The organism is Curtobacterium sp. PhB146 (genome assembly GCF_004342995.1).
Lineage (GTDB): Bacteria > Actinomycetota > Actinomycetes > Actinomycetales > Microbacteriaceae > Curtobacterium.
The window spans coordinates 526159-547807 of sequence record NZ_SMBN01000003.1 but is presented as its reverse complement, the minus strand read 5'-3'; the positions used below and the strand labels follow the sequence as shown (position 1 = coordinate 547807).

Annotated in this window: 19 protein-coding genes and 4 tRNA genes; 15 read left to right on the top strand and 8 right to left on the bottom strand. The window is 71.2% G+C overall.

Annotated elements, in window-relative coordinates:
• The first annotated feature begins 49 nt into the window (after positions 1-49).
• The 10 genes from EDF33_RS14670 (at position 50) to csrA (ending at position 8457) form a co-directional block, all read left to right on the top strand.
• Positions 50-928, top strand: coding sequence for a flagellar motor switch protein FliM (locus EDF33_RS14670; protein WP_123292756.1), 879 nt, complete (start codon positions 50-52; stop codon positions 926-928).
• The gene (gene fliN, locus EDF33_RS14665) at positions 928-1632 is read left to right on the top strand and encodes a flagellar motor switch protein FliN (RefSeq protein WP_132100408.1); all 705 of its coding nucleotides are present in this window, start codon (positions 928-930) and stop codon (positions 1630-1632) included. Before EDF33_RS14670 ends, fliN begins: the two co-directional genes overlap by 1 nt.
• Positions 1633-1639: 7 nt before the next feature.
• Complete coding sequence (locus EDF33_RS14660) at positions 1640-2167, top strand: flagellar biosynthetic protein FliO (protein ID WP_132100407.1); 528 nt, start codon at positions 1640-1642, stop codon at positions 2165-2167.
• 68 nt (positions 2168-2235) lie between these two features.
• Positions 2236-2982 carry a flagellar type III secretion system pore protein FliP gene (fliP, locus tag EDF33_RS14655; protein ID WP_243692464.1) on the top strand — a complete coding sequence of 249 codons (747 nt, stop codon included), beginning with the start codon at positions 2236-2238 and terminating at the stop codon, positions 2980-2982.
• A 9-nt stretch (positions 2983-2991) separates the two neighbouring features.
• On the top strand, positions 2992-3267 hold the full coding sequence (gene fliQ / locus EDF33_RS14650; RefSeq protein WP_111084131.1) for a flagellar biosynthesis protein FliQ: 276 nt from the start codon (positions 2992-2994) through the stop codon (positions 3265-3267).
• Positions 3267-4025 carry a flagellar biosynthetic protein FliR gene (locus tag EDF33_RS14645; RefSeq protein ID WP_123339580.1) on the top strand — a complete coding sequence of 253 codons (759 nt, stop codon included), beginning with the start codon at positions 3267-3269 and terminating at the stop codon, positions 4023-4025. The genes fliQ and EDF33_RS14645 overlap by 1 nt, the downstream gene beginning before the upstream one ends.
• Before the next feature lie 6 nt (positions 4026-4031).
• Positions 4032-5225 carry an EscU/YscU/HrcU family type III secretion system export apparatus switch protein gene (locus EDF33_RS14640; RefSeq protein ID WP_132100405.1) on the top strand — a complete coding sequence of 398 codons (1194 nt, stop codon included), beginning with the start codon at positions 4032-4034 and terminating at the stop codon, positions 5223-5225.
• A complete protein-coding gene (locus EDF33_RS14635; protein WP_132100404.1) occupies positions 5222-7276 on the top strand; it encodes a flagellar biosynthesis protein FlhA in 2055 nt (684 codons plus the stop codon). Before EDF33_RS14640 ends, EDF33_RS14635 begins: the two co-directional genes overlap by 4 nt.
• Positions 7251-8183, top strand: a complete 933-nt coding sequence (locus EDF33_RS14630; protein ID WP_132100403.1) for a hypothetical protein — start codon at positions 7251-7253, stop codon at positions 8181-8183. The genes EDF33_RS14635 and EDF33_RS14630 overlap by 26 nt, the downstream gene beginning before the upstream one ends.
• Positions 8184-8187: 4 nt before the next feature.
• On the top strand, positions 8188-8457 hold the full coding sequence (gene csrA / locus EDF33_RS14625) for a carbon storage regulator CsrA (protein ID WP_132100402.1): 270 nt from the start codon (positions 8188-8190) through the stop codon (positions 8455-8457).
• Positions 8458-8570: 113 nt separating this feature from the next.
• Here the strand turns inward: csrA and EDF33_RS14620 are convergent, their stop codons facing one another.
• On the bottom strand, positions 8571-10544 hold the full coding sequence (locus EDF33_RS14620) for an acyl-CoA dehydrogenase (protein ID WP_228505749.1): 1974 nt from the start codon (positions 10542-10544) through the stop codon (positions 8571-8573).
• A gap of 401 nt (positions 10545-10945) precedes the next feature.
• Between EDF33_RS14620 and EDF33_RS14615 the strand changes: the two genes are divergently transcribed.
• Positions 10946-12409, top strand: coding sequence for a peptide MFS transporter (locus EDF33_RS14615; RefSeq protein WP_131846848.1), 1464 nt, complete (start codon positions 10946-10948; stop codon positions 12407-12409).
• A gap of 181 nt (positions 12410-12590) precedes the next feature.
• Here EDF33_RS14615 and EDF33_RS14610 read toward each other — a convergent pair whose 3' ends face one another.
• From EDF33_RS14610 to EDF33_RS14590, 5 genes are all read right to left on the bottom strand, one after another.
• Positions 12591-12917: a hypothetical protein gene (locus EDF33_RS14610; protein WP_132100400.1), complete on the bottom strand. Its 327-nt coding sequence runs from the start codon at positions 12915-12917 to the stop codon at positions 12591-12593.
• Between the two features lie 336 nt (positions 12918-13253).
• The gene (locus EDF33_RS14605; protein WP_132100399.1) at positions 13254-16619 is read right to left on the bottom strand and encodes an SbcC/MukB-like Walker B domain-containing protein; all 3366 of its coding nucleotides are present in this window, start codon (positions 16617-16619) and stop codon (positions 13254-13256) included.
• Positions 16616-17404, bottom strand: coding sequence for a DUF4194 domain-containing protein (locus EDF33_RS14600; RefSeq protein WP_132100398.1), 789 nt, complete (start codon positions 17402-17404; stop codon positions 16616-16618). Before EDF33_RS14600 ends, EDF33_RS14605 begins: the two co-directional genes overlap by 4 nt.
• Complete coding sequence (locus EDF33_RS14595) at positions 17401-18930, bottom strand: DUF3375 family protein (RefSeq protein WP_132100397.1); 1530 nt, start codon at positions 18928-18930, stop codon at positions 17401-17403. Before EDF33_RS14595 ends, EDF33_RS14600 begins: the two co-directional genes overlap by 4 nt.
• Positions 18931-19031: 101 nt before the next feature.
• Positions 19032-19104 (bottom strand) — tRNA-Val (locus EDF33_RS14590).
• A gap of 215 nt (positions 19105-19319) precedes the next feature.
• Between EDF33_RS14590 and EDF33_RS14585 the strand changes: the two genes are divergently transcribed.
• From EDF33_RS14585 to EDF33_RS14570, 4 genes are all read left to right on the top strand, one after another.
• Positions 19320-19391 (top strand) — tRNA-Gly (locus EDF33_RS14585).
• 82 nt (positions 19392-19473) lie between these two features.
• A tRNA-Cys gene (locus EDF33_RS14580) sits at positions 19474-19547 on the top strand.
• A gap of 48 nt (positions 19548-19595) precedes the next feature.
• A tRNA-Val gene (locus EDF33_RS14575) sits at positions 19596-19670 on the top strand.
• 97 nt (positions 19671-19767) lie between these two features.
• Positions 19768-20295: a hypothetical protein gene (locus tag EDF33_RS14570; RefSeq protein WP_165918826.1), complete on the top strand. Its 528-nt coding sequence runs from the start codon at positions 19768-19770 to the stop codon at positions 20293-20295.
• Positions 20296-20372: 77 nt separating this feature from the next.
• On the opposite strand, the gene EDF33_RS14565 is transcribed toward EDF33_RS14570, so the two are convergent.
• Both EDF33_RS14565 and EDF33_RS14560 read right to left on the bottom strand, forming a co-directional pair.
• The gene (locus EDF33_RS14565; protein ID WP_132100395.1) at positions 20373-20873 is read right to left on the bottom strand and encodes a VanZ family protein; all 501 of its coding nucleotides are present in this window, start codon (positions 20871-20873) and stop codon (positions 20373-20375) included.
• Entirely contained in the window at positions 20870-21595 is a 726-nt protein-coding gene (locus EDF33_RS14560) for a TetR/AcrR family transcriptional regulator (RefSeq protein ID WP_132100394.1), read from the bottom strand. Before EDF33_RS14560 ends, EDF33_RS14565 begins: the two co-directional genes overlap by 4 nt.
• Between the last annotated feature and the right edge of the window lie 54 nt (positions 21596-21649).

Below are 21649 nucleotides of genomic sequence, written 5' to 3'. Positions count from 1 at the left end.
CGGGGTACAGCACTGACGGGTGCCGCACAGGCGACCGATAGACGCACCCGTGACCGAGACCCTGCCAGCGCCCGAGGTGTACGACTTCGCGCGCCCGTCGACGCTCGCCCGCGAGCACGCCCGGGTCCTCGAGCTCGCGTTCGAGACCTTCGCGCGGCAGTGGGGCACGCAGCTCACCGCGAAGGTGCGCGCCGTCAGCCAGGTCACCTGCGAGCAGGTGCAGATGGTGACGTACGACGAGTACGCGGCCTCGCTGCCCGCGCTCACCGGCATGGTGCTGCTGCCGATCGCGGACGTCGTCCCGAAGGGCGTCCTGCAGGTCCCGCTCGACGCCGCGCTGACCTGGGTCTCGCACGCCCTCGGCGCGTCGAAGCCGCTGCCGACCCCGGAGCGCACCTTCACGCCCATCGAGCAGGCCCTCGTGCGCAAGATCGTCGAGGACGCCCTCGACGACCTCCGCTACTCGTTCGGCGGGTTGCTCGCGCACGACGTCACGGCTGGTGGCTTCCAGTTCAACTCGCAGTTCGCCCAGGCCGCCCAGAAGGGCGACCTGATGATCGTCGCGGCGTTCTCGATCCGCGTCGGCGACCGCGTCGCCCCCGGCACGCTCGCGCTGCCGGCCGAGGCCGTGCTGCCGCAGCTCGGTGAGGCCGCCGCGCACGTGTCGCCCGCTGACGCCCAGGCCCTGCTCGACGCGCAGCTCGCGGGCGTCCCCGTCGGGGTCAGCCTGCGCTTCGCGCCGGCGACGGTCCTGCCGACGCAGGTGCTCCGGCTCGCGGTCGGCGACGTCCTGCCGCTGCCGCACCCGCAGCACCGCCCCCTCACCATCGCGGTCGACGGTGAACCCGTCGGCACCGCCGCGGTCGGCGCGAACGGCTCGCGCCTCGCCGGCATCGTCGTCACCACCACGAGCACGGAGCAGCACTGATGACCGAAACGACCACCCTCCAGACCACCGCGGCCGAGTCGCTCGCGGCGCAGCTGCCGACGGCCGTCCCGCTGGGTGCGCTGCTGCTGCCGGGAGGCGCGACCCGGGTCGTGCTCGAAGCGGCGACCGACGCCGTGGTCGCGTCGTTCGTCGGCGGCCTGTCGGCCGATCTGGCCCTCGTGCTCACCGACCTGGAGGCCGTGATCGCGGCCGGCGGCACCGACCACGGAATCGTGGCCGTCACCGACGTGCTGCGTCCGTCGCTCGAGGCCGCCGCGTCGGTGCTCGGCGTGGGGGTCCTCGGCGAGGCGAGCCGCGAGTCGGCGGCGGCGCTGTTGGCCGACCCCGACACGGTGGTGTTCGAGCTGACCGCCGGTGGTGTCCCGAGCGGCTGGTTCGGCATCCGCGTGCGCGAGCACGGCACGGTCTCGGCCGCCGCACCCGTCGGGGTGCCCGCCGGCAACCTCGGCCGCATCAACAACGTCGAGATGACCCTGACCGTGGAGATCGGTCGCACCCGCATGTCGGTCCGCGACGTGCTCGGCATGGAGCCCGGCGCGGTCGTCGAACTCGACCGCAGCGCCGGTGCGCCCGCCGACGTCCTGCTGAACGGTCGTCTCATCGCGCACGGCGAGGTCGTCGTCGTCGACCAGGACTACGCCGTCCGGATCACCCGCATCCTCGACGTCGCCGAATCGCTCTGAGCCCCGCGTGGACACCCTCCTCATCACGCTCCGCGTCGCGCTGTCGCTCGGCGTCGTGCTCGCCCTCATGTGGGTGCTGCACCGTGCCAGCAAGAAGCGCTTCGCCGGCAAGACCTCCGGGCGCCGTGCGGCGACCGTCGAGGTCGTCGGTCGCCAGGGCCTCGGCGGCAAGGCGAGCGTCGTGGTGGTGGACGTCGAGGGGGAGCGCCTGGTGCTCGGGGTCTCCGAGCAGGGCGTCAGCCTGTTGACGAGCGGGCAAGCGCCCGCTCCGGAGCTCACCATCGTGACCGGACCCGTGCAGCTGCCCGTGCGTCCCGCCCCGTCGGCCGACGTGTTCGGTCAGGAACTGGCGCTGCAGGCGGACGCGACCACGTCCCTCCCGGCCGACGCGGCGACGCCGCTGCCGATGCGCCCGCGCAACCGTCGTCCGCAGCGCACCACGGTGCCGACCGCGCAGCAGCTGCAGGGCTCGATCCTGTCGGTCGACACCTGGCGGCAGGCGGCCGCCGCCCTGCGGAACCGGCGCGCCGGGTGACCGCGGTCCGCACCGGACGCACCGCCGCCCTCGTCCTGCTCGGGCTGGCGGTCGTCGCCGGCTTCCTCATGCTCACCGCGACCGGTGCCCACGCTGCCGGCGTCGTCGAACCGACCGCCCCCGCGACGCCGACCGCTCCCGCGAACGGCGACTTCAGCGTCAGCGTGAACGGTCCGGACGGCACCCCGTCGTCGGCTGTCGTGACGCTCATCGGCATCACGCTGCTCAGCGTCGCCCCGGCGCTCATGCTGATGATGACGTCGTTCACGAAGATCTTCGTCGTCCTCGCGATGACCCGGAACGCGCTCGGACTGCAGTCGATCCCGCCGAACCAGGTGATCGCGGGCCTGGCGCTGTTCCTGTCGCTGTTCGTGATGGCGCCGGTGCTCGGGCACATCAACGACGACGCCCTGCAGCCCTACCTGGCCGGCCACCTCGACTTCGACCAGGCCGTCGAGATCGGCACGAAACCCTTGCGGACCTTCATGCTGCACCAGACCCGTGACGAGGACGTCGCCCTGATCACCCGCGCCGCCGGGCTCGACAACCCGAAGTCGATGGCCGACGTGCCGATGACGACCGTCATCCCGGCGTTCATCATCTCGGAGCTCCGCAGCGCGTTCATCATCGGGTTCGTCATCTTCATCCCGTTCCTGGTGATCGACCTCGTCGTCTCGGCGGCACTCATGTCGATGGGCATGATGATGCTCCCGCCGGTCATGATCTCGCTGCCCTTCAAGATCCTGCTCTTCGTCCTGGTCGACGGCTGGGGCCTCATCATCACGTCGCTCATCGAGAGCTACCACGTTGTCTAGGGGGCGGGCATGAACCAGCAGGCCGTCATCGACCTGGTCCTCCAGGCGCTCCTGGTCGCGGGCAAGCTCGCCGCTCCGGTGCTCGTCACGTCGCTCGTCGTCGGGTTCGCGATCTCGCTGTTCCAGTCCGTGACCCAGATCCAGGAGGTCACGCTCTCGTTCGTGCCGAAGGCCGTCGCCGTCGCGATCGCCCTGGTCGTCTGCGGCAACTGGATGATCTCGGAGATGGTGGCGTTCACGCACGTCGCCTTCGACATGATCCCGAAGCTCCTCGGCAGCGGCTGATGGAGCTCGCGATCAACGCCGACCGTCTGGAGGCGACCATGCTCGCCGGCGTCCGGCTCGTCGCGTTCTTCGTCATCGCGCCGCCGTTCTCGTACCGGGCGTTCCCCGGCACCGTGAAGGTGATCCTCGGGCTCGGCCTGGCGATCGGCGTCGCCCCGCGCGTCGCCGTCGGCTACGAGTCGCTCGACACCGGGCCCTTCCTGCTCGCGCTGCTCACCCAGCTCGTCGTCGGGCTGTCGCTCGGCTTCCTGGTGTTCCTGGTGTTCGCCGCGGTGCAGTCGGCCGGTGCGCTCATCGACCTGTTCGGCGGGTTCACGCTCGCGCAGGCGTTCGACCCGCAGTCGCAGGTCAACGGCGCCCAGTTCACCCGGCTGTTCCAGATGGCGGCGCTCGCGCTCCTGTTCACCTCGGGCGGGTACCAGCTCATCGTCGGTGGACTCGTGCGGTCCTTCGACGCCGTGCCCCTCACCGGCAGCTTCGCGGTCGACGGTCTGGCCCACCTGCTCGTGGCGGCGATGTCGCAGATGTTCCTGGCGACGCTGCAGATCGCCGGACCACTGGTGGTCGTGCTGTTCCTTGCGGACGTCGGCCTCGGCCTGCTCACCCGCGTCGCACCGGCCCTCAACGCGTTCCAGATGGGGTTCCCGATCAAGATCGGGCTGACCGTCCTGTTCGCCGGAGCGCTCTTCATGGCCCTGCCCTCGGTGGTGTCGTCGCTGACCGGCGACGCTGTCCAGGCGATCACGGGACGGGGGTGAGGCACCGTGTCCGACAGTGGTGAGAAGTCCGAGAAGGCCACCCAGAAGCGCATGCAGGAGGTCCACCGGAAGGGCCAGCTCGGCCGGTCCCAGGACCTCGGTGCGTGGATCGGCATCGCCGTCGTCGCCCTCATGGTGCCGTCGATGATCGGCAACGCGGCGGCCGCCGGCACGGCACAGCTCGTCGCCGTGCAGTCCGTCATCGCGAACCCGACCATCGGCACCATGAACCACGTGTTCGGCGACGCGATGGCCAGCGTCGGCGCGACCCTCGGCCCGATGCTCGCGGTGGTGCTCGTCGCCGTCACCGCGGCCGCCGTCGCGCAGGGCGGGGTGCACATCCGGAAGCTCGCGCCCGAGGCCTCGCACTTCGACCCCATCGCGGGCCTGAAGCGCGTGTTCGGCGTCCAGGCGCTCTGGAACGGGGCGAAGGCGCTGCTGAAGACCACCGTCGTCGGGCTCGTGCTCTGGTTCGCCGTGCAGGGCCTGATGCCCGTGCTCATGACCAGCGGCTCGCTGCCGTTGTCCGCCGTGCTCGAGGCAGCAGCGGACGGCGCGGGCACCCTGCTCCGCGCCGCGATCGCGGCCGGGCTCGTCCTCGCCGCGATCGACGTGCTCGTGGTCATCCGCCGCAACCGCAAGCGCACCATGATGACCAAGCGCGAGGTCAAGGACGAGCAGAAGAAGAGCGACGGCGACCCGCTCGTCAAGGGCCAGCGCCGCTCCCGCCAGCTCGCGATGAGCCGCAACCGGATGATCCAGACGGTCGGCACCGCGGACGTCGTCATGACGAACCCGACCCACTACGCCGTCGCGCTCAAGTACGAGCCGGGCAAGGCCGCGCCCCGGGTGGTCGCGAAGGGCGCCGGGCCCGTCGCCGACGTCATCCGTGCCCGGGCGGAAGAGGACCGTGTGCCGATCGTGCGCGACGTCCCGCTCACCAGAGCGCTGCACGCCGCGTGCGAGCTCGGGCACGAGATCCCCGTCGACCTGTACACGCCGGTCGCCCGGGTGCTGTCGTTCGTGATGGCCCTGAAGGCCCGCGGTGCAGCGGCCGGCACCCACGCACCGCCGAGGCCGACCACGCCCGACGAGGTGGCGAGCGTCATCGACCCGGCCACGTTGACCGGTGACCTCCGCCCCCGCAAGCTCCGCGCACCGCGCACCGCCGAGACCCCGACCGAAGGACTCCCCGCATGAACCGCAAGGACCTGCCGAAGCTCGTCGTCCCGGTGTTCATCGTCGGCATCATCCTGCTGCTGATCCTGCCGGTGCCGTCGTTCCTGCTCGACTTCCTGATCATCATCAACATCCTGCTGGCGCTGGTGATCCTGCTCACGACGCTGTTCGTGAAGAAGCCGCTCGACTTCTCGGTGTTCCCGTCGCTGCTGCTCGTCGCGACGCTGTTCCGCCTCGGCCTGAACGTGGCGTCGACCCGGCTCGTGCTCGGCGAGGGCTTCGCCGGCGACGTCATCCAGGCGTTCGGCCACGTCGCCGTGTCCGGGTCGATCATCATCGGCGCGGTGATCTTCCTCATCCTCATCGTCATCCAGTTCGTCGTCGTGACGAAGGGTGCCGAGCGCGTCGCCGAGGTCGGGGCACGGTTCACCCTCGACGCCATGCCCGGCAAGCAGATGGCGATCGACGCCGACCTGAACGCGGGGCTCATCACCGACCAGCAGGCGAAGGACCGCCGCGCCGCGGTCTCCGCCGAGGCGGACTTCTACGGCGCGATGGACGGCGCCTCGAAGTTCGTCAAGGGCGACGCGATCGCCGGCATCCTGATCATCATCATCAACCTGGTCGGCGGCATCGCGATCGGCATGCTGCAGAACGGGCTGTCCGCCACCGACGCCCTGTCGAAGTACGGCATCCTGACGATCGGCGACGGCCTCGTCACGCAGATCCCGGCCCTGCTCATGGCGGTCTCCACCGGCATGATCGTCACGCGCTCGGGCGCGGAGTCCGAGATGGGTGCCTCGGCCGCCACCCAGCTCTCGCAGTCGCGCAACGCCCTGATGATCGCCGGCGTCGCCGCGATCGCGATGGGGTTCATCCCCGGCATGCCGATCCTGCCCTTCCTGCTCGTCGGTGCGACCCTGCTGTTCACCGCGTGGCGCATCGGCCGGAACGCCGCGAACGCCGAGTCGGCCGCCGCCGAGCAGCAGGCCCTCGAAGCCGCCGCTCCCTCCGGCGACACCCCCGAGGACCTCATCGAGCAGATGCGCGTGCACGCCCTCGAGATCCTGCTGGCGCCCGACCTGGTCGACATGGTGTCCGGCGCCTCCGACGACCTGCTCGGCCGGGTCCGTGCCCTCCGTCGCAAGATCGCGATCGACATGGGCATCGTCGTGCCGCCGGTCCGCACCCGCGACAGCATCGACCTGCCGCCGTCGACCTACGCCATCCGGATCGCCGGCGTCGAGGCCGGCCGCGGCACCGCACCCGCCCGCAGCGTCCTGGCCCTCGGCGACCACCTCGACGGGCTGCCGGGCACGTCGACCGTCGAGCCCGTGTTCGGCCTGACCGGCAAGTGGGTGCCCGCCGAACTCCGGCACGCCGCAGAGATGACCGGCGCCACCGTCATCGACCGGGTGTCCGTGCTCGTCACGCACCTGCAGGCCGTCATCGGTGACAACGCCGCTCGCCTGCTCACCCGCGAGGACGTCAAGGTCCTGACCGAGGGCGTCAAGCAGGTCAACCCCGCCGCGGTCGAGGAACTCGTGCCGGGCATGCTCTCGATGGCCGAACTCCAGCGCGTGCTGCAGGGCCTGCTCGCCGAACGCGTGCCGATCAACGACCTCGGGCGGATCTGCGAGGCGCTGACCCTGCGCGCCAAGGCCTCCACCGACCCCGAGGGGCTGGTCGAGGCCGCCCGCGCCGCACTCGGCCCCGCCCTCGCAGCCCGGTACACCGACCAGGGCACCCTGCGCGTCATCATGATCGACCCGCTGCTCGAGCAGTCGATGCTCGAGGGGCTGCGGCCATCCGAACAGGGCAGCCAGATCGTCCTCGACGCCCACCGCATCGAGCAGGTCCTGGGCTCCGTCCGCGATGCCGTGCGCAGCATCGAGGACCAGGGACTGTCCGCCGTTCTCGTCTGCGCCCCGCAGCTCCGCCCGGCCGTGCACCGCATGGTCGCCGCCCAGTCGAACGGGCTCCCGGTGCTGTCGTACCAGGAGGCCACCGCCGCGGGCTCCACCATCGAGACCGTGGGAGTCGTCCGTGCCGCCGACCCGATTGCAGCGTAACGGCGCAACGCTCGACGAGGTCCGCGACGCCGTCCGGACCGAGTTCGGCGCGGGCGCGAGGATCGTCGCCGCCGAGCGGGTCACCACGCCGGGCATCGGCGGGCTGTTCCGCAAGGCGCACGTCGAGGCCACCGTCGAGGTGCCGGAACCGGGGGAGACCCCGACCGCACGCGTCGTGATCGCCGACTCACCCGTCCAGCGGATCGGCATCGCGGCGCTGCTCGCCGACGCCGACGCGGCCGAGGCCCGCATCGCGCGCGGTGACGGCACCCAGGCCACGCGTGCCGACGCGTTCGCGTCGGTGCTCGACGGCTTCGTGGCGGACGGGATCACGGGGAGCGCCCCGCGCCCGACGCGCGCACTGCCCGGAGCGGACGGGCCTGCGGACGTCGACCCGCGCCTCCAGGCCGTCACCGACACCCTGCCAGGAGGCCCGACCACCGTCGCCGACGTCGCGCCCGGCCGGCGCGCGGCCCGGTCCACGGCGCCTGCCGTGCGATCTGCTGTCCCGGCAGTGCGGTCTGCTGACGGTGACCTGGTCCTGTTGGTCGGCCGGGCGAACGACGTCGACGCGGCGGCCGGGCTGTTCGCCGTCCGGCACGCGCTGCGGCCGACCGACGCCGCCGACCGGCGGTCCGCCATCCTCGCCCGCGCCGACGGCGTGCGCGACGGCCACGCGGTGCTCGCCGTCGCCGCGTGGGACGACCGCGCGACCGGCGAAGGGATCGAGGCCGACCAGGTCTGGGTGGTCGTCGACGTCGGACGGAAGCCCGAGGACACCGCGGCCATGGTGTCCGCGGTGGCCGCACGGCTGCCGGTGGCCGGTGTCGTCGCGATCGGCGCGGGGGAGACCGCCACGCCGGAGTCCGTCGACCTGCTGGGGGTCCCCGTCCTGTCGCTAGGCTGAGCGGGTGCTGGTACTCACGCGGAAGGTCGGCGAGCGGATCCTCGTCGGTGACGACATCGTCATCACGGTCCTCGACGCCCGGGGCGACGGCGTCCGGATCGGCATCGACGCACCACGCGGGGTGAAGATCCAGCGTGAAGAGGTCGTGCGGGCGGTCGCCGAGGCGAACGCCGAGGCCGCTGCGGCTGCCGGCGCGACCGGTGCCTCCGGCGACGACGCCGAGGCGCGGCTGCGTGCCGCGCTCGGCGACCGCGGCGGGGCCGACCAGGCGTAGTCCGGGCCGGGCGCGGTCGTTGTCGCACCGTCGTCGGCGAGCGCGCCCCGTGGCGGGCATAGCGCCCCGACTCTTCGGGGCGCGATGACGCTGGCGGGGCGCGGGCCGGGCGGCTACGCGCGCGGCTTCTTCTCCTGTTCGGGGAGTCGTCCGGCTGCCGCCTCGGCGGCGAACCACGCACGGGCCTCGTCCTGGCGCGCCTGCTCCTCGCCGAGCGCGATCGGCGCCCGCACGTGGCCGGGCTCGTAGCCGAAGGTCTCGATGAGCTGCGGGACCACCGGACGGAGCCGCGCCACGAGCCGGTCGATCGACGCCGACACCGCACGGGCACGCTGCGCGCTCAGACGGCCGTGCACCAGGTACCAGTCGAGGTGCTGCTCGAGCAGTCCCAGCGCGAACAGGTCGCGCAGCCACACGAGGACCCGACGGGTGTCGCCCTCGGGGACCGCGTCGAGCCCCTCGGTGAAGGCGTCCCACTGCATGAGTTCCGCGTGGGCGCGCGCAGCCTCGATCAGCTCGTGCTGCGACCGGTTCAGGAGCACGGCCTGGCGGGCGCGGTCCTTGCCGGCGGTGTTCAGCCGGAGCCCGATCTCGGTGACCATGGTGTCCACGCGGCCGGCGAGCAGCGCGCGCTGCGTGGCGGGGTCGTGCAGGTCCGTGACGCTCGCGGCGAGCGACCCGCGGTCGGCGACGGTCTGGCCCAGGCGGCGGAGGCCCGAGGCGTCCGCGAGCTTCGCGCCCACCTGCGAGGCGACGAACTTGGCGGTCGACGCGGCGTCGCGCGGCGCGCGCTTCCGGAAGTCGGTGAGCAGCCGCTTGCCGACGAGCTGCAGCAGGACGGTGTTGTCGCCCTCGAACGTCACGTAGACGTCGAGGTCGGCGCGCAGGCTCGTCAGGCGGTTCTCGGCGAGGAAGCCGGCGCCGCCGCAGGCCTCGCGGCACTCCTGCAGGGTGTCGAGCGCGGACCACGTCGACAGTGACTTGAACGCGGCGGCCTGGGTCTCCAGGTCCTCGCGGCGCTCCGGGGTGTCGGCACGCCCGCTGAACACGTCGTCGAAGGTGCGGAGCAGCTGCTCGTGCGCGAACGACTGCGCGAACACCGTCGCCAGACGGGGGATGAGCCGGCGCTGGTGCCGGCCGTAGTCGAGCAGGACGCCCTCGACACCGCCCGCCGTCGGGAACTGCCGGCGCTGCATCGCGTACGTCAGCGCGATCTGCAGCCCGATCTTCTGGGCGACGACCGCGGCACCGTCGAGCGACACGCGGCCCTGCACCAGGGTGCCGAGCATCGTGAAGAAGCGGCGTCCGGGCGAGTCGATCGGCGAGCTGTAGGTGCCGTCCTCGGCGACGTCGCCGTAGCGGTTCAGCAGGTTCGTGCGGGGGACGCGGACGTGGTCGAAGTGCAGCCGGCCGTTGTCGATGCCGTTCAGGCCGCCCTTGACGCCGTCGTCCTCGCCGCCGACGCCCGGCAGGAACGCGCCGTCGTCGTCACGGAGCGGCACGTAGAACGCGTGCACGCCGTGGTCGACGCCCTGGGTGACGAGCTTCGCGAAGACGACGGCCGCCTTGCCGTGCAGGGCCGCGTTGCCGATGTAGTCCTTCCACGCCCCGCGGAACGGCGTGTGCACGACGAACTCCTGCGTGGCGGGGTCGTACGTGGCCGACGTGGCGATGTTCTGCACGTCCGAACCGTGGCCGGTCTCGGTCATGGCGAAGCAGCCGGGAACGTCGAACCCGATGATGCCGGGCAGGAACTCCTCGTGGTTCCGCGCGGTCCCGAGGTGGTGCACCGCGGAGCCGAACAGGCCCCACTGCACGCCGGCCTTGATCTGCAACGACGGGTCGGCGGTGGTGATCTCCTCGAACGCCGCCAGGTTGCCGCCGTGGTTGTCCTGACCGCCGAGCTCGGGCGGGTACGGGCGCTGGATGGCTCCGGCGTCGACCAGGATCTGCAGCTGCTCGAACGCGCGGGCACGGTGCTCGATGGTGCCGAGTCCCTCGGTCTTGTGCAGTGCGGGGTCGAGCACGAGGCGGCGGGAGATCCGGCGGTCCTCGGCCCAGCGGCCCAGCAGGAGGGTCTCGACCATGTCGACGTCGATGCGGATGTCGGTGTGCTTGCCCGCGTTGTCGCTCGTGTGCTTGCTCGTGTTCTTGCCCGAGTTCTCGCTGGCGTTCGTGCCCGAGTTCTCGCTGGCGTTCGTGCCCGGGTTCACGCCGGCGTCGTGCTTCGCCGTGGGCGTGCCGGTGTGCTGCGCGGATGCGGTGTCGACCATGGTCGGAGTCCTCCTGAACTGCGGTGTCCGGTGTTGCGCTCCCCACGCTAGACACCACCGCCGGGAGCCGGCGGAACGCCGTGCGGGCCGCACAACGCTGCCCGGCACGGACCGTCCACGATGGTGGGAACCCTCCAACTGCACGCGTCGATCGATTTGATGAGCACCCATCAACGATTGGGCGCGCCACCGGCCCGCGGGGCAGACTGGCCGACATGTCAGGCTCCACCACGGGACACGATCCCAAGCCCAAACGCACCTTCTTCGGACAGCCGTTCGAGCTGTCGACGCCCTTCGCGGTGGAGCTCTGGGAGCGGTTCTCGTTCTACGGCATGCAGGGCATCGTCCTGATCTACATGTACTACACGGTCACGCAGGGCGGCCTGGGGATCGACAAGGGCATCGCGACCGGGATCATGGGCGCGTACGGCGGCGCCGTGTACCTGTTCACGATCATCGGTGCGTGGATCGCCGACCGGCTGCTCGGTGCCGACCGCACACTGTTCGGCAGCGCGATCGTCGTCATGCTCGGCCACATCGCCCTGGCGCTCATCCCCGGGGTGGCCGGCGTGGGCGTCGGACTCGTGCTCATCGCGCTCGGGTCCGGCGGACTCAAGGCGACCGCCACGACGATCGTTGGTGGGCTCTACAGCCGCGACGACCCCCGCCGTGACGCCGGCTTCTCGCTGTACTACCTCGGCGTCAACCTCGGTGCGTTCTTCGGGCCGCTCCTGACCGGGCTGCTGCAGAGCTCGCTCGGCTTCCACTACGGCTTCGGGCTCGCCGCCGTCGGCATGGCAGCCGGCCTGGTCCAGTACGCCATCCGTCGGAAGAACCTGCCCGACACGGTGCGCCACGTCACGAACCCGGTCGACCGCCGACGCCTGCCGCTGATCGGCATCGGGGTCGTCGTCGCCCTGGTCGTGATCGCGGTCGCCGTCCTGACCGGGCTGCTGAACGTCGGCAACCTGCCCACCGTGGTCGTCGCGATCGTGATCCTCGCCACGATCGGGTACTTCGTCGTCATCCTGACGAGCGGCATCACGGCGCAGGAGCGGTCGCGGGTGTTCGCGTTCATCCCGCTCTTCATCGGCAGCGCCGTGTTCTGGTCGCTCTACCAGCAGCAGTTCACCGTCGTCACGGTCTACTCCGACGAGCGACTGAACCGCTCGCTCTTCGGGTGGGAGATGCCGGTCTCGTGGGTGCAGTCGATCAACCCGGTCTTCATCATCGTGCTGTCCGGGGTCTTCGCGGCGCTCTGGACCAAGCTCGGCGACCGACAGCCGTCGACCCCGACGAAGTTCGGCCTGGGCACCGGCATCATGGGCGTCGCGTTCCTGTTGTTCCTGCCCTTCGTCGGGTCGGGCCAGAACGGCACGCCGCTGCTCGCCCTGGTCGGCATCCTGCTCGTCTTCACGCTGGCCGAGCTGCTGCTGTCACCCGTCGGGCAGTCCGTCGCCACGAAGCTCGCGCCGCCGAAGTTCCAGACGCAGATGGTCGCGCTGTTCTTCCTGTCCGTGTCGCTCGGCACCGCCGTCACCGGGGTGCTGTCGCAGTACTACGACCCGGCGAACGAGGCGCCGTACTTCGCCGTGCTCGGTCTCGTCGCCGTCGCGGTCGGCGTGGTCCTGCTCGTCCTGGCCAAGCCGGTCCTGAAGCTCATGCGCGGCATCCGCTGATCCGTCGCGGCATCCGCTAACCTGAGGGAAGCCACACGGCCGAAGCAACCAAGGAGTCACCCCATGCTCGAACTCATCGCCGGCATCATCATCGGCATCGGCGTCCTCGGTGGTGTGGGCTGCTGCATGGCGGTCGCCGCCATGATGAAGAGCGGCTCCGAAGAGTACTGAGCCCGCTGGGCTACTCGCCGCTGCCGGTCGTGATCGGCACCAACTGACGACTCAGGACGGTCGCGCGCTCGAAGGGGCCGCGGCCGTCCTTCGTGTACACGGGCTCCTCGAACGCGACGGTCCACGACAGCGGTTCGCCGACGCCGGGGTAGCCGACGATCTGGTTGCCACCGGGAGCCACGATCACACCGATCGGCTCGTCGGCCCACCGCTCGCCGCCCTCCGCGGAGTCGATGACCTGCACGAGCGCACCGATGCCGAGGCCGGGGGCGTCGTCGGGGCGGGGCTTGGGGGAGCGGCGTCCGAACACGGCCTCACCGTAGCGGCGAGTGGTCAAGGAACGTCTGTGCGGCGCCTGTCGACACGCTGACGAAGCACCCGCCGGGTGGTCAGCACACCCTGTCGGCCGCGCGCCGAGCGGTCGCAGGCCGTCGGCGGCGGCGCCGCCAGGCGACGCATCGTGACCAGTGCGCGAAGGTGAGCGGGGTGTTGCGACCGGCGGACGAGCGGCCGGGACGCCCGTGGCGGGCCCGCACCGCGCCTCCAGGCCGCCGTCGGCCGTTCCCACAGCGTGTGCCGGGTGGTCAGGACACCCCGCCGGTAGCGCGTCGAGTGGTCACCAACTGTCGGCGGCGCCGCCGCCATCCGACAGTTCGTGACCTCTCGGCAAGCGTCAGGCGTCGGCGGGGACCCGGGCGATCTCGGTGATGGACGAGTGACCGGTCTCGGGGTGCTTGCGCATCGAGAGCAGCCGCTCCATCGAGGGCTCGAGCGCCGTGACCTTGTCGAGCGGCGCACTCACCACCAGCTGGAACCCGAGCCGCAGCCACGCGGTGACCGCACGACCGGCGAACTCCGAGTCCGCCTTGATGAACGCCTCGTCGAGGAACACCGGGGCGAACCGGGGGCGTGGACGGGTCTCGTCGCCGAGCTGGTAGCGGAGCGCCGCACCGACGATGAACGCCACGAGCTCCTGCGTCTCACCACCGGACTTGTCACCGAGCGACGAGTACACACCGAGGTCGTTGCCCGACGTGTCGTAGCGGACCGCCGTGATCTCCATGTGCCGCCGGACGTCGAGCACGGCGTCGCGCTGCGTGGTGCGGCCACGGGCGGCGTCCGGGTCGGGGCGGATGACGGCCATGAAGCGCCGGAGCCGACGGAACCGGGTCTCGAGCACGTCGTCGGTCAGCTCGGCGTCGACCGAGGCGGACAGGGCGCGGAGCTCGCGGCGGAACGCGGTGACGTCCTCGCGGGTGACCCGCCGGATCTGGATCTTCAGACGGTCGCGGTTGGCGCCGAACGGCAGGTCCCGCAGGATCTCGTTGACCGGTTCGAGGCGCTCCTCGATCTCGACGACGGCCCGGTCGAAGGCCCCGGCGAGCGGCACGATGTCCTCGCCGCTCCACTGCGACAGCCGCCGACGCCACTCGGTGCGGCGGGCGTGCAGGCCGGTCGCGACGATCTGGTCGAGGATGGCGTGGTAGTCCGGGTACGACGCGACGCCGGTGCCGAGGTTCGGGTCCGGCCAGGCGTCCTGGTAGCGCTGGAACGTGAGCGTCAACGACGTCGAGGCCGCTGCGGCACCGTCGAGTGCCTGCGACAGCCGCTCCTCGAGGCGTCGCCGGAGCCGTCGGGTCGCGTCGTCGAAACCGTCCACACCGTCCGGTGCCCCGACCTCGGCGAACGTCTCGGCGAGGAGTCGCGACTGCTCGTCGTCGGGCAACGACTCGGGGGTGTCGTCGAAACGCGACAGGATCTCGGCGGCGGCGTCCTGGCCGTCCACGAGCACGGCGTGCCGCTCCTCGAGGCGCTGCACGGAGAGCCGTGCGGCGGAGCGGCGGTCGGCGGTCTCGTCGAGCGACTTCCGCAGGCGGGCGACCGAGGCGCGCAGGGTCCGGAGGCCGTCGTCGGCGGCGAGGAGCGCCTGGCGTTCCTCGTCGAGGCGGGCGAGCGAGGTCTCGACGCCCTGGACGTCGATGGCGTCCCACGTCACGTCGACCACGTGCTGGTGCGCGGCGCGGAGGACGTCGAGCGCGGTGAGGTCCTGCGCGACGTCGGTGCGACGGGCCTCGAGCGTGGCGAGGTCCTGCGCGATCGACGCGAGCTCCTGCTCGACGGCGGCGACGCGGGCCTCGTTCGTGAAGCCGATGACGTTCGCCTGGCGGCGGTCACCGTGCGCACCACGTCGGCCGTCGCGGAGCTGCCCGGACTCGGTCACGCGTCGGCCACCACCACCGAGCTCCGAGGCGTCGGTGACGCAGCGGGCGTCGGTGCGTTCCGACTCGATCCGCTCCCGCACCCAGGTGCTGAACGGCGAGTGCTTGATCGCGAGCTTGCCGGAGACCATCGCGGGATCGCCGTCGAGGTCCAGGTGCGGTCCGGTCGGCACGCCCTCGAACTGCACGCGGACAGGCAGGCGGAGTGCGTCGATCGCCTCACTGAACGCACCGAGGCGGTCCTGGTCGACCAGCAGGGTGCGGGCGACGGGGGCCAGCACGGACTCGATCGCCGTGCGCCAGCGCTCCTCGCCGGGCTGCACGTCGAGCAGTTCGGCGACGAACGGCAGGTCGGCGGGGTCGATGCCGGCGGCCCGGGCCATCGCGAGCCGGGCCTCGTGCATCGGCAGGGGCATCGCGCCCTGACGGTGCTCGAGCGACTGCCGCTCCTGCCGCAGCGAGCGCTCCCGGTCGAGCAGCGGGTACTCCTCGCGCGTCAGGGCGTCGCGGCGGTCGTCCAACGACGAGCGCGAAGCAGCGTAGGAACCGAGGAACTCGTGCGAGCTGCGCTGCGCGGCAGTGAAGTCGGCCTCGGTCGCGACGGACGTGCCGAGCACCGCTGTGCGTTCGTCGAAGGTCGCCCGGGTCCGGACCACCGCGTCGCGCTCACGGGTGAGTCGCTCGATGCGGTCCTCGAGCTGGGCGAGCGCGTTGCCGCCCTGGTCGCGGAGCCGCGCCTCGGCGTCACGCAGCTCGATCTCCACTGCGGCGTGCCGGGCCTCGGCGGCGGCGACCTCGGCGCGGGAGGCGGTGCGCTCCCGGCCGTTGCGGTCCACCTCGGCGTCGAGCAGGTCCCGCTTCCGCGAGGCCGTCCAGTGCGCGAACGGGGAGACCTCGGCGCCGGTGGCGATGCTGTCCAGGGCCTCGGCCGCGGCCTTCGACCGTTCGATCTCGTCGTGCAGGTCGGTGATGGGGGAGAGGATGCGGACCTTGCGCTCCTCGGTGTCCATCGCCTCGTAGGCCTCGTCGAGCGCGGAGAAGTGCGCGAGGGCGCGGTCGGCCGCCTCGTAGGTGCCCGGGGTCTCGAGCACGAGCGACTTGTACAGCGCGTCGACCGTCGGCAGGTGCTGCCCGGCCTGGATGCGCGCGAGCAGGCGCATCGCCCGGTTCCCGCCGCCGGAGTCGCCGATGCCGAGCCGGGTCTGCAGCGTGTACGCGAGCTCCTGGTAGGTGTCGCGGATCACCAGCCCCGGTACGCGCCCGGTCAGCTCGAGGTGGTGGAAGCGGGTCGGCACGAACTCCTCGAGCCGACGCAGGTCGAAGGTGTCGTCGACCGTCGCCATGGTCATCTGGATGTCGCCGACGCCACGCGCGCGCTTCGGCACAATGTACGCCCGCAGCACCGTGAAGCGCCGCTCGTCGTCGTTCCGGAACGTGACCGCGGCCGCGCCCCAGGTGGTCTGGTCGTCGCCGCGCAGGTTCACGTCGCGCAGGGCACCCGACTCGGGATCGCGGCGGGTGTCGACCTTGCCCCGCAGGTACGTGAGCAGGTTGCGCTGGTCGGCGCTCCGCGCGCGACCCGTCGTGGCGTCGTTCGAGGCGCCGTTGAACGGCACGTCGGACGGCATCATCACGGCCAGGTACGCGTCCATCAGCGTGGACTTGCCGGTGCCGGACGCGCCGGAGATGAGCGTCGCGGTGCCGGACAGCTCGACCTGTCGGTGGCCGTGGAACCCGCCCCAGTTGACGACCTGCATCGACTCGGCGCGCCACTGCGCGACCGTGTCGAACAGCGCGGGGATCTGGAAGGTGTCGGTCATGCTTCCGTCTCGCCGTCGTCGTCGGTGTCGGTCTCGGCTTCGCCGTCTGCCGGGAGGCCCGTGGCAGCTCCGTCGGTCGGCTCGCCGCCCTGGTCGGCCGGGTCCTCCTGCGCGGTGGTGGTCCGCAGCCACGTGTCCAGTTCCAGCAGGCGCTCCAGGGGGAGCAGCACCTCGACGACGCTCGCCACCCGGAAGCGGTCCGGGTCCGAGGTGCGGATGAGGATGCGCGCCGTGACGAGGCGCTCGACGGCCTTCGCCACCCGGCCCTCGTCGCGCGTGCGGTCGGTCGCGGTCGCCGGTCGGAAGCCGGCGACGTGCCCGAGGATCTCCGCGCGGTCGACGACCACCTGGTCCGGACCCGGTCGGGCATCGGCGCGCAGGCGCATCCGCAGGTAGACGAGGACGATCGTCTCCTCGCGGGTGTACGGCAGGTCGCGCAGCAACGTCGGGAACGTGCGGCGCTGGCTCTCCGAACGGGCCTGGCGCTTCCACGCGACCTCGCGGTCACGGTCGACGTGCAGCTCGAGGAACAGGTCGTTCAGACGCGACCGCAACTGGTACTCGGCGTCGAGCACCGCACGCCACTCGTCGGGGTGCGTCCGGGAGCTGACGTACGAGTGCCGGAGCAGCGCCACGAGCGCGCGTCGCTGGTGCTCGTCGAGCCGGCCCTCGTCGCCCTCGAAGAGGGCGAAGCTGGACTCGTCGCGTTCGTCGTCCTGCAGGACCGTTGTGGGGTCGTCGTACGGGACGGTCTCGTCGACCGGTGCCGGCGTCGTGTCGCTCACCGTGCCTCCTGTGCGTTGTCGTCGTGGGGATCGCCGACCGGCGCGTGCTCGGCAGCGAGCGCAGCGGTGGGCATGTGGAAGGTGACCGGGCTGCCGTCCGGGCGCACCGTGCGGTGCTCGGCGACGTGCGCGGCGGACTCGAAGTCGTCGCGTCCGGTGAGCAGGTGGGCGAGGCCGAACAGCTCGACCGGTCGACGTTGCTCTGGCGGCAGCCCGTGGAAGGCGTCGACGCTCGAGTCGGCCTCGGTGAACCGGAGCGCGGCGCGCAGCTCGGTCAGGAGCGGTCCGCCGTGCTTGCGGAGCATCTCGACGTCGAGGTCCTCGAAGACGTCGTCGTCGGGTTCCTCGATGGGTGGCGGCACCGACTCGGCGTCCGGGTCGTAGAAGCGCTCGCGCAGGGTGCCGACCTCGGCCGCCGCCGGCAGCAGCGGGAGCGGGATGCGGTCGCGCGCACCGCCCTGGTCCATGAGTGTCGCCAGGCCGCGGTTGATCGAGCGGATCACGGCGTCGAGCTCACGGTCGCGGACCACGTCGTGGGCGACGATCTGGTCGCGCAGTGTCGCGGTGAGCTGACGCCGCTGGGCGAGGACGTCCTCGATGCCATGGCGCAGGATCGTCACGGTGTTGCGGAACGCGCGACGCTCACCGGCTCCGAGGCCGTCGGCGAAGGAGTGGGACAGGATCGTCGCGATGTCGTCGCGCAGGCGGAGCAGCAGGGCGTCGTCGCGCAGGAGCTCGAAGGCGCCCTCGAACGCGCGGCCCTCGGGCGTCGCCTGCATCAGGTTGTCGGTGCGTGCGAGGTAGTCGTCGAGGATCTCGCCGATCGGGCGGACCTCTTGTCGGAAGTCCTCGACGATCGAGCGGTGCATCGTCGCGACGGCCTCTTCCACGCGCTTGAAGTCGCTCGGGAGCTGCCGGATCAGGTCGGAGATGTTCGTGTACCCGTCGCGCATCCGGTCGTCCTCGACGGTGACGACGTCGTCGCCGTGCTCGAGGCGCTCACGCTCGGCCCGCAGTTCGGCGATCTGGGCGTCGATGCGGCGGATCTGCACGTCGGGGTCCGGCTCGGCACGGGCGGCCCAGCGGTGCACGGCGTCGACGATCATCGCGAGGCGGCTCTCGCTGATCAATGCGCGGTCGGCCGACAGGGCGTCGACGAGGCTCAGGGCCTCGAGCGCGTGACTCGTCAGGGAGTACTGCTCGTCGCCGTCGGGGGAGTTGGAGCGGACCAGCCACTGTGCCGCCACCCATTCACGGCAGAGGGCGCGGCCGTTCGGTCGGGGGTCCTGCTCGCTCTGCTCGTGCTGTTCGCTCGCGGGCACGCGTGCACCCGATGCCTGCAGGCGGGCGACGTGCTCCTCGACCTGCAGGTGCATGCGGTCGGCGGGGACGTACTGGACGTCGCGGTCGAACACCGTGCGGAACACGGCGAGGACCGTCGCGCTCGTCGGGCGGGACATGAGGCGCAGGGTCGGACGGTCGAGGACCGCTCGGACCCGGGCGAACTCGAGGTCGACGTCGGTCATGCGCCCCTTCGTCCGATCGTGCTGGTGGCTGTTCTGGCTGCTGACTGTCTCAACAGATGCGAAGAGCCCGACGCTTGTGCGCCGGGCTCTTGCAGGGTGGGTGGGCGATACCAGACTCGAACTGATGACCTCTTCGGTGTGAACGAAGCGCGCTACCAACTGCGCCAATCGCCCCCTGCACTGTTCGTGCGAGTCGATAGTAGCCGAAGTCCGGCGGTGCATCGAACACGGCGCGCGCCCCGGGTGTGGCGCGCGTTCTGCGAGGGGTACTGAACCGGCCGGATCCGCATGAACTCGGGGGACACGCCCGGTGAACGGGAAGGATTTTGGTGGATGCCCCTGGGTTCGTATAGAGTTTACGTCGTCGCCGCGACAGCGGAAAGACAAATGCGGATGTGGCGCAGTGGTAGCGCATCACCTTGCCAAGGTGAGGGTCGCGAGTTCGAATCTCGTCATCCGCTCGAGTGTGGGGCTTTTCGAAGCCCTGCGACTCACCAGAGGGTATCCCACCGTTCGGGTACTCACGGAGACGTGAACCTCGATGGTGGGGTGGCCGAGAGGCTAGGCAGCGGCCTGCAAAGCCGTCCACGCGGGTTCGAATCCCGTCCCCACCTCCAGCAACACCCTCCAGATCCTGTACGAACCCCGGTTCAAACAGGGAATCTGGGCGATTGGCGCAGCGGTAGCGCGCTTCCCTGACACGGAAGAGGTCACTGGTTCGATCCCAGTATCGCCCACCACCGAGAAGCCCCCGGCAGGACCATCAGGTCCGGCCGGGGGCTTTCGTCGTTGCGGGCGACCGCCGCGCTCGGCTGGCACGATGGCGAGATGGATTCGATGCGTAGGTGGCCGCTGTGGGCCGTGATGATCGTCCTCGCGGTCGCGTTCGGCGGGTTCTGGTACCTGTCGACGTTCGTCACCATGCCCGCCGACGTTCCCGTCTGGATCCGAGGCACAGCGAGTGCCGTGACCGGCGCCGCGTTCGGCGTGGTCTTCGGGCTCTGGATCGGTCGGCAGCGCCGGAGCGTCGGCCCGGCAGCGCGTGATCGTGCACTCGGTCGGGCGGTGCGACGCGGCGAACTGCCCGCTGATGCCGACCCGGCGCAGTGGCGCCAGGCGCTCGAGCACTACCAGCAGCAGTACCGCCGACAGCGGTGGTTCGGACCCGTCGTGTTCGTGCTGGCGATGGTCCTCGAGGTGTCCCTCGCCGTCACCGGGCGGCCGGTCTTCTGGTTCGCGGCGGCGATGTTCCTCGTGTTCCTGGTCGTCACCCTCGTGCAGACACCGAAGGTGCTGCGGAACACCGCCGCGATGCTCGCCGAGCTCGACCGTCGTGAGGCAACCGAACCGCACCGAGCGACCTGACGCGGTGGACCGCCGGGCGGTACCTCGTCGAAGCCGACGCCCGCGTCGACGCCGAGGCGGCCGACGCCGGCGACGACTCAAGCAGAGACGGAGGCAGCCCGTCGCCGTCGGTCGATCGCGCAGATGGCGAGCGCCATCGCCGCCCCCAGCACCGCTCCGACGCTGTTCATGAACCAGTCGTTCGTGTCGCAGCGCCGGCCGAGCACCGGGGCGAGCGCCTGGACGACCTCGATGACAGCGGAGAGGGCGACCGCACCGGCGAGGACGGAGAGCGGTCGGTTCGTCGCCGTGCTGAGGAAGAGTGCGATCGGCAGCAGCATCGCGACGTTGGCGAGCGTGTCGAGGCCCTGGAACGGCACGGAGAACTGCACGGTGCACGTGACGCCGTCAGGCCGAGCGCCGTCGGGCAGCAGGGTGAGCAGGAGCACCGCGATGAACGACAGCCCGGACAGGCCGAGCAGCACACCACGGAGCCGCAGGCGGTGGAGCGCCCAGGCCAGGCCCGCGGCGACGACGACGCCGACCCAGAAGGCGACGCGCACGAGAGGCGCGTGCTCGACGAGGAAGGTGGAGATCATCGGGATCCTCCGTTGCCGCGATCGTTCCGCGGATCGAGTCGGTCGAGCCACACTCGCATGAGTGCGGCTTCCTCGGGCAGCAGCGCGCTCGACCCGCCGGCGTCGAGCTGCGCGCGGAGCTGCCGGAGGGGTGCTGCGTCGAGGTCGTCGTGCCCCGGGCCGGGCGGCACCACCAGGACCGCGCTCAGGACTGCGTCGCGGAGGGCGTCGGCAGCGATGCCGGATTCGTGCCGCGCGGGTGTGCTCATCCGGTCGAGGGCGAGTCCGACGTTGGCAGCGAGCAACATCGTCGCCGCGACGGGTACGTCGACGCGGAGCAGGCCGGCGGCGGCACAGCGCGTCAGTGTCCTCTCGAGCAGGACGGTCAGTCCATCGCGGGCAGCGCTGTTCGCCCACGGTCGCGGAGCGAACATCAGCCGGTAGAGCGCGGCGTGTTCGCGGGCGAAGGCGAGGTGGTCGTCCCAGCCGCGGCGCAGGTCCACCGACGGGTCATCCGACGCCTCGAGTTCGGCCTTCCGCTGCGTGTACCGCTGCAGACCCGTCTCGGCGAGGGCGTCCAGGAGACCACGCTTGTCGCCGAAGATCCGGTAGAGGACGGGCTGTGTCACACCGACCGCTTCGCAGACCGCTCTGGTGGCGATGTCCCCGTCCGAAGACGCGACCAGCTGCTCCTCCGCCGCGCTGAGCAGCGCGTTGCGAAGTGTTTCGTCAGAACGAGCCATGCGGCGATCGTAGCGCAGCTTGTAGCACCGATCGTAATCATGTTACGTTCTGTC